Raw genomic sequence first — 7,269 nt, 5'->3', positions numbered from 1 at the left:
GAGCTCGTCCTCCAGGCTGCGCTCGCTGGCGGCCGGCTTTGCCGGTTCCACTGCCGCGACCGGAGGGACCGGAGCAGCGGCAACTGGTGGGACTGGAGCAGCCACGACCGGAGCCGGCTCTGCCGGCTGCAATACGGCGGCGGGCTCGACGGCCGGAGCTTGCGGCTCTTCATTCAGCGCGTCGCGGAAGCTCAGCTCGAAATCGTCATCGAGGGTCAGCGCGGCGGAAGGTTCAGGCGCGGCGGATCCCGGCTCAGCGGCAAAGTGGGCGGCCTCCGCCTCGACCATCGGCGCCGGCTCGTCGGCGAGCGACAGCTCCGGCTCCTGAAGATCCTGATCCTGGCCGAGATTGATGTCATCGCCCGGCGTCTGGTCGAAATGGCCGGCGAAATCATCTTCGGAGATCAGCGGGGCGGCTGCATGAGCTTCGACCGACTCGACGGCCCGCGCATGCTGCTCGGGCTCATGGCTTTCAAACGACAGCTCGTCTTCAAGCGACATGTGGACCGCGCTGTCGAAATCGGCGTCGAACGCCTCTTCGCTCGCGGCCTGCATGGCTTCGACGGCATCCTGACGGGCGTCCGCCGGCTCGTGATGGTCGAGCTGGAAATCCTGGTCCAGCGAGGCCGCCATTTCATGATCGATCGAAAGGTCATCTTCGACCGGCGCGATATCGAGCGAACTGGCGACGGCCTTGTCGAAATCATCGTCGAAAGCGACTTCTGGCTCGGGAGCTGCCTGCGTCTCCGGCTCGAAACGCTCAGATGCGAAATGCGCCTCTGGCGCGACTTCCGGCTCCGCGGCGAAGTGCGGTTCTGGAGCGAACTCCGGCTCCGCTGCGCGCACCACGGCAAAGTCGGCGTGATCGGCCGCGTCATCAAAGACGAAATCCTGCTCGAAGGAAGCCGTCAGCTTGTCGTCATTCACGGCGGCGCTGGCGGACTCGAAGGCCGGCTCATGGCTGATCTGGTGGATGGCAGCCTGCTGCGCGACCGATGCGCTTTCCTCGACGGAATCGAACTCGCCCATCAACTCCTTCTCGAGGTCGATGTCGAAATCGTCAGCCTCCGCGGCGTGATTAGCCGGCGTGGCGTTCTCGGCCGCGGGGGCCGGCTGTCTCACCGGCTGGCGCGGGTCGAAACCCATGATCCGGGTCAGTTCCGCGAACGGATCGTCGTCGGCGATATCGTTGTGGTCGGCTACTTTCAGCGGGGTTCTGTCTGCCATTATTGTTCCCGAACTCGCACAAAGTCGGACGCCATGGACGTCGCGCAGGGTTGGCCCTTACCAGCGCAATGTGGGCAAAAGGTGACAGGTTTTTTAGTTAAACCTAACGCATTTCCGTGGGCGCGTCTGCCCCGATCAGCGTCAGGCCGGAGGTCAAGACATCCGAAACAGCCTGCACCAGCCCTAGTCTGGCATAGGTTGATTCTCGGTCGTTAACCTTAACAAAACGTAAGTCCTGATTGTCGTGGCCGCGATTCCACTGTGCATGGAAGCCTGAAGCCAGGTCATAAAGGTAGAAAGCGAGCCGGTGCGGCTCCAACGAAAGCGCTGCGGATTCGATCAATCTTGGATACTCAGCCAGCTTGCGGATCAACGCGATCTCGCCCTCGTCGGCCAGCGCAGCGACGGAAGCCGCGAGCCGGTTGCGGTCGAAATTCGCCTCGCCGAGCTGCTCGCTCGCCTGCCGGAAAACAGAGTGGCAGCGCGCCGACGCGTACTGGACGTAGAACACCGGATTGTCCTTCGACTGCTCGGTGACCTTGGCGAAGTCGAAATCGAGCGGCGCGTCGTTCTTGCGGTAAAGCATCATGAAGCGGATCGGGTCGCGGCCGACCTCCTCCACGACGTCGCGCAAGGTGACGAAATCGCCGGACCGTTTCGACATCCGGACCGGCTCGCCGTCGCGGAACAGTTTGACGAGCTGGCAAAGCAGCACGGTGAGCTTGACCGTATCGCCGGCGACCGCCCGCGCCAGCGCCTCGAGCCGCTTCACATAGCCGCCATGGTCGGCGCCAAGCACATAGATCAGGTCGACGAAGCCGCGCTCGACCTTGTCCTTGAGATAGGCGACGTCGGCGGCGAAATAGGTTAACGAGCCGTCCGACTTGACCAGCGCCCGGTCCATGTCGTCGCCGACCGCGGTCGACCGGAACAGCGTCTGCTCGCGGTCTTCCCAATCGTCCGGCTTCTCGCCCTTCGGCGGCGGCAGCTTGCCCTTGTAGATATGCCCCTTGAGCGTCAGGTCGGCGATTGCCGCCCGGATCTTCCTGGCGTTGTCGGCATGCAGCGTGCGCTCGGAGAAGAACACGTCGTGATGCACGTTGAGCAGCGCCAGGTCCTCGCGGATCATCGCCATCATCGCGTCGACGGTGCGATCCTTGACGATCGCCAGGGCCTCGTCTTCGGGCATCTCCAGCAGGCCGAGGCCGAATTCCTCGGCCAGCGCCTGGCCGACGGGGATCAGGTAGTCGCCCGGATAAAGCCCGGGCGGGATCTCGCCGATGGCTTCGCCAAGCGCCTCGCGGTAGCGCAGGAACGCCGAGCGGCCGAGCACGTCGATCTGGGAGCCGGCGTCGTTGATGACATATTCCTTGGTCACGTCGTAGCCGGCGAAGGCCATCAGATTGGCAAGCGTGTCGCCGACCACGGCGCCGCGGCAATGGCCGACATGCATCGGACCGGTCGGGTTGGCCGAGACATATTCGACATTGGCCTTGCGGCCGCCGCCGATGGTCGAGCGGCCATAATTGCGCCCCTCGCCGAGCAACGCGGTCAGATGCGCATGCCAGAACGCGTCCTTGAGCCTGAGATTGACGAAGCCAGGCCCGGCGATCTCGGCCGACGCGATATCGGCGTCGCCACGCAGCGCTTCGGCGAGTTTCTCGGCAAGCGCGCGCGGGTTCTGTCCAGTGGGCTTCGCCAGCACCATCGCCGCGTTGGTTGCGAGGTCGCCATGGCTGGCGTCGCGCGGCGGCTCGACCGCGATACGCGACAGGTCGAGCGTGCCCCCCTCCTTGTCCTTCAGGTCAAGGGCTTCGACGGCCTTTACGATCCGCGCGTTGAAATCGGCGAAGATATTCATTGGAAGTGCTCTGGGCTTTAAGAGGCGACCGGCCCAACGGCCGGCAAAATCGAGGCTCGCCCTAGCTCAAATCGGGCGTATGGTCAAACAGACGCCGATGTTCCTTCAAGGCATAGGTGTCAGTCATGCCAGCCAGGAAGTCGGCGACGCTGCGCGCCTTGATGCGATCCTCGGCCCGGTCGAGCCCCTCGCGCCAGCCATCGGGCATGGCGCGCGGATCGGCGAAATAGACGTCGAACAGCTCGCGCACGATCTGTTCGGCGTCGGCCCGCACCCGCATCACTTCCGGGTGCCGGTAGAGATGCTTGTAGAGGAAAGCCTTCAATTCCTTCTCGGCCGCGGCCATGCCGGCCGAAAAGGTCACCAGGGTCTCGCCCGCGGCGCGCACCGCATCGCCGCTGTCCGGTTTCAGACGCTCGATGTTGGCGGTGGTCGATGCGATGACATCCTCAACCATCAGTGTGATCTGACGGCGCATCAGCTCGTGGCCGGTACGCACATCGTCGAGCCGAGGATATTTGGCATGCACGCCCTTCAGGATGGAGCCCGGCAAGCCGACCTCCCCCAACATCTCCAGCGTCAGCAGGCCGGCGCGCAGGCCGTCGTCAATGTCATGGGTGTTGTAGGCGATATCGTCGGCGATCGCGGCGCATTGCGCCTCGATGCCGGCGAAGCGGTCGAGCTCAAGGTCGTGCAGCTCCGAATAATCGCGGATCGCCTGCGGCACCGGACCTTTGAGCCCTTTCCCGGTCGCATCGGTCAGCGGGCCATTATGCTTAACCAGCCCCTCCAGCGTTTCCCAGGTGAGGTTCAGCCCGTCAAATTCGGCGTAGCGCCGCTCGAGCCTTGTGACCACGCGCAGCGACTGCGCGTTGTGATCGAAGCCGCCCCAGTCGGCCATCTTCTCGTTGAGCGCGTCCTCGCCGGTATGGCCAAACGGCGTGTGGCCGAAATCGTGGACAAGCGCCACGGCCTCGGCGAGATCCTCGTCGCCGCGCAGCGCCCGCGCCAGGGCGCGCGCGATCTGCGCCACCTCGATCGAATGCGTCAGCCGGGTCCGGTAATGGTCGCCCTCATGCGCGACGAAGACCTGTGTTTTGTGCTTCAGGCGGCGGAAAGCGGTGGAATGGATGATGCGGTCGCGGTCGCGCTGGAACGGCGTGCGCGTCGGGCTTTCGGCCTCCGGGAACAGGCGCCCGCGCGAACGCGCCGGATCGCTCGCATAGACGGCGCGCGGCCGATAGCCGAACCCGATGTCGCCGAGGGCATCCTTGCCCCGCTGCTCTTCCATTGACCCACCAGTTGACTCAGGCCTGCCCGCTTCATACCTATCATGTGAAACCGAAAGCAAGGTGACGCCGATGGGCGCGGATGCCAAGACTGCCATGAAGGTCGAAATGACCGACGCCGCGGCAAAGCGGATCGCCAGGATCGTTTCCGGAGAACCGGGCAAGACGGCTCTGCGCGTCTCCGTGGAAGGCGGCGGCTGCTCCGGCTTTTCCTATAAATTCGACCTCGTCGCAGGTGCGAATGATGACGATATCGCCATCGAGAAGGATGGCGCGACCATCCTCATCGACGACCTTTCGCTGGTCTATATGGGCGGCTCGGTGATCGACTTCGTCGACGACCTGATGGGCCAGTCCTTCCAGATCAGGAACCCGAACGCGGTCGCCTCCTGCGGCTGCGGCACCAGCTTCTCCATCTGATCGACCGGACTTCGCAAGCCTATGACCGGTGCGAGCCGGGTAGCGCGTGCCTGTCCCCTGGCTTTGGCAGGAATGCGGCCGGACGGCCTTTCTAAAGGTCCGCGCAGGCAATACGATCCGCTTCGTCGAACGCCTTCCGTCCGAACAGCATCGAGGCCTGCATGAAGATCGTCACCTGGAACATCAACGGCGTTCGCGCCCGCATCGGCAACCTCACCCATTGGCTGACCGAAAGCGCGCCGGACATCGTTTGCCTGCAGGAGATTAAGACAGTCGACGAGCAGTTCCCGCGCGCCGAGATCGAGGCGCTGGGCTACAATGTCGAGACCAATGGCCAGAAGAGCTTCAACGGCGTCGCCATCCTGTCGAAGCTGCCCTTCGACGAGGTCAATCGCGGCCTGCCTGGCGATGATGCGGACGACCATGCCCGCTTCATCGAAGGCGTCTTTTCCACCGACCAGGGCGCTCTGCGCGTCGCCTCGCTTTATTTGCCCAACGGCAATCCGGTCGAGGATGAACGGAAGTTTTCCTACAAGCTTGCCTGGATGGCGCGGCTGGAGCGCTGGGCGGAAGAACGGCTGCGGCTGGAGGAAGCGCTGGTGCTGGCCGGCGACTACAACGTCATTCCCGAACCCGCCGATGCACGGTTCCCGGAAAACTGGCTGGGCGATGCGCTGTTCCAGCCGCAGACGAGGCAGGCCTTTCGCCGGCTGAAGAATCTCGGCTTCACCGAGGCTGTGCGCTCGGTGACCGACTCGGCCGGCGTCTACACCTTCTGGGATTATCAGGCCGGCGCCTGGCAGAAGAACAACGGCATCCGCATCGACCACCTGCTGCTGTCGCCGGAAGCCGCCAACCGTTTCTCGTCGGCCTCGGTGGAAAAGCACGTCCGCGCCTGGGAGAAGCCCTCCGATCACGTGCCGGTCGCGATCGAGCTCAGCCTGGAACCGGCCTGAGAAGTTCCAGTCCTTAGCTCAGGGTCTGTTGAGATTCAGGTCAGGCCGAGCCGGAGTCGAAGACGGGCGCGAAGCGACCAGACAAGGTGGTTTCCGAGAACCGGAGCGGAGCGTACTTCAAAGTACGTGAGCACCGGGAGCGCAGGAAGCCGCCATTCGCAGGCCGGCATCACCTGAATCTCAACAGACACTGGACCCTGATATCGCCACAAATCCCCTCTTTGATAAGGGTTGCTGTGGGGGGTTGAATGGCGATCCGATTTCTTTTCAGGCCGGTCGGCCTTGCCTTGGCGCTTGCCGCGCCGACGCCCTCGCTGGCTGCACCGGCCTGTTTTGCCAACGGCAAGTCCTTCAATGTCGGCCAGACGGCATGCCTGACCATTGCCGGCGAAAGCCATCTCGCCCGCTGCGACATGGTCCTCAACAACACGTCCTGGACAAAGATCAAGGATGAATGTCCGGGAGACGCGCCAAAACCGCACCCGACCTCGATCTCGACGCCCGGCCCGACGCCGGCGGAGCCGACTGAAAACTAGATCGCCGCGGGCCTCCCCCCTCGAAGGGGGAGCATCCGACGCTTACTGATCGCCGTTGTTGCCCTTGGTTAGGATGTCGTCGGCGAGCGAGATCGCGGTCCGGCGATCGGCCTCGCCGGCCGCGGCGAACGCCTCTTCCTGCATGCTGCGGATCCAGGGCTGATCAGCTGCCGGAGCCCGCTGAAGCGCCGCCGTCATCATCGCCAGGCCGCGCACGATCTTGCCGCTCTGGAACAGGAGGTTGCCGAGCGTCGCCTGCGCGCCGGCATGGCCTTTCTCGGCTGCCAGTTGCAGCCAGCGGCCGGCCTGCTTGACGCTCGCCTTCACGCCGCCCTCGCCCTTGAGGAACATCCGGCCGATCTCGAACTGGGCGTTCGGATTGCGGTAGTTGGCGGCGGCGCGCATATAATATTCCTGCGCCGCGACTTCGTTCTCCTCGACCGGCGTGCCGGGAATGCCCTTGCGCAGATAGTCGCCGAGCGCCACCAGCGCGTCCGAAACGTAGCTTTCTTCCGGCGAGCCGGGCTCGACATCCTGGTCGACAATCTCCGAGAAGAACTTGAAGGCGGCATAGTCGTCGCGCGTCACGCCGTCGCCTTCGGCATACATGCGCGCGAGCTTCCAGGTGGCGCCGATCTGGCCGTTTTCGGCGGCGTATTTATAGGCCTCGACCGCCTGGTCCTTGTGGCCGCTCTTGTAGGCCGAGAAGCCGAATTGGAACACCGCCCACGGGCTCGACTGCGGCTTCACGCCGGTCTTGTCGTCGAACACCTTGTCGTCGAAGGCCATGGCCTGCCCGACGGCGCCCAAGGTCGCAAGCGCGACCAGTGCCGAAAAGACAGACGACCTCAACACCTCAGATGTCCGCATAGCAGTGCGTTTCTTTGGCCCCACCCGGATGAGTCACCGCGCCGTCGCGGGCCGGCCCTACCGTTTGCGCATATTTCCAGATCGCGCCGGACTGGTAGTCGGTCTTGCGC

General features: G+C 64.1%; 6 protein-coding genes and 1 pseudogene. 3 read left to right on the top strand and 4 right to left on the bottom strand.

Translation table 11 applies throughout. From position 1 onward, the window contains the following. The 3 genes and pseudogenes from EOA27_RS14835 to EOA27_RS14825 form a co-directional block, all read right to left on the bottom strand. Positions 1-1,227, bottom strand: a pseudogene (locus EOA27_RS14835) (hypothetical protein); the annotation flags it as partial. 103 nt (positions 1,228-1,330) lie between these two features. Beyond that, on the bottom strand, positions 1,331-3,088 hold the full coding sequence (argS, locus tag EOA27_RS14830) for an arginine--tRNA ligase (protein WP_127256572.1): 1,758 nt from the start codon (positions 3,086-3,088) through the stop codon (positions 1,331-1,333). 61 nt (positions 3,089-3,149) lie between these two features. Beyond that, entirely contained in the window at positions 3,150-4,379 is a 1,230-nt protein-coding gene (locus EOA27_RS14825; RefSeq protein ID WP_126082283.1) for a deoxyguanosinetriphosphate triphosphohydrolase, read from the bottom strand. A 70-nt stretch (positions 4,380-4,449) separates the two neighbouring features. Between EOA27_RS14825 and erpA the strand changes: the two genes are divergently transcribed. From erpA to EOA27_RS14810, 3 genes are all read left to right on the top strand, one after another. Beyond that, on the top strand, positions 4,450-4,797 hold the full coding sequence (erpA, locus tag EOA27_RS14820) for an iron-sulfur cluster insertion protein ErpA (protein WP_126082282.1): 348 nt from the start codon (positions 4,450-4,452) through the stop codon (positions 4,795-4,797). A gap of 161 nt (positions 4,798-4,958) precedes the next feature. After that, a complete protein-coding gene (xth, locus tag EOA27_RS14815) occupies positions 4,959-5,753 on the top strand; it encodes an exodeoxyribonuclease III (RefSeq protein WP_126082281.1) in 795 nt (264 codons plus the stop codon). 248 nt (positions 5,754-6,001) lie between these two features. Next, complete coding sequence (locus EOA27_RS14810; protein WP_126082280.1) at positions 6,002-6,289, top strand: hypothetical protein; 288 nt, start codon at positions 6,002-6,004, stop codon at positions 6,287-6,289. A 42-nt stretch (positions 6,290-6,331) separates the two neighbouring features. Here EOA27_RS14810 and EOA27_RS14805 read toward each other — a convergent pair whose 3' ends face one another. Continuing rightward, positions 6,332-7,159, bottom strand: a complete 828-nt coding sequence (locus EOA27_RS14805) for a tetratricopeptide repeat protein (protein WP_126060391.1) — start codon at positions 7,157-7,159, stop codon at positions 6,332-6,334. Between the last annotated feature and the right edge of the window lie 110 nt (positions 7,160-7,269).

Origin of the sequence: Mesorhizobium sp. M2A.F.Ca.ET.037.01.1.1 (assembly GCF_003998075.1) — a bacterium.
Taxonomy (GTDB): domain Bacteria; phylum Pseudomonadota; class Alphaproteobacteria; order Rhizobiales; family Rhizobiaceae; genus Mesorhizobium.
This window is presented reverse-complemented; position numbering and strand designations above follow the sequence as displayed.

Coding starts and splice junctions, on each gene's coding strand:
- xth (WP_126082281.1), top strand. CDS start 4,959: ATGAAGATCGTCACCTGGAACATCAACGGCGTTCGCGCCCGCATCGGC.
- EOA27_RS14805 (WP_126060391.1), bottom strand. CDS start 7,159: ATGCGGACATCTGAGGTGTTGAGGTCGTCTGTCTTTTCGGCACTGGTC.
- erpA (WP_126082282.1), top strand. CDS start 4,450: ATGGGCGCGGATGCCAAGACTGCCATGAAGGTCGAAATGACCGACGCC.
- argS (WP_127256572.1), bottom strand. CDS start 3,088: ATGAATATCTTCGCCGATTTCAACGCGCGGATCGTAAAGGCCGTCGAA.
- EOA27_RS14825 (WP_126082283.1), bottom strand. CDS start 4,379: ATGGAAGAGCAGCGGGGCAAGGATGCCCTCGGCGACATCGGGTTCGGC.
- EOA27_RS14810 (WP_126082280.1), top strand. CDS start 6,002: ATGGCGATCCGATTTCTTTTCAGGCCGGTCGGCCTTGCCTTGGCGCTT.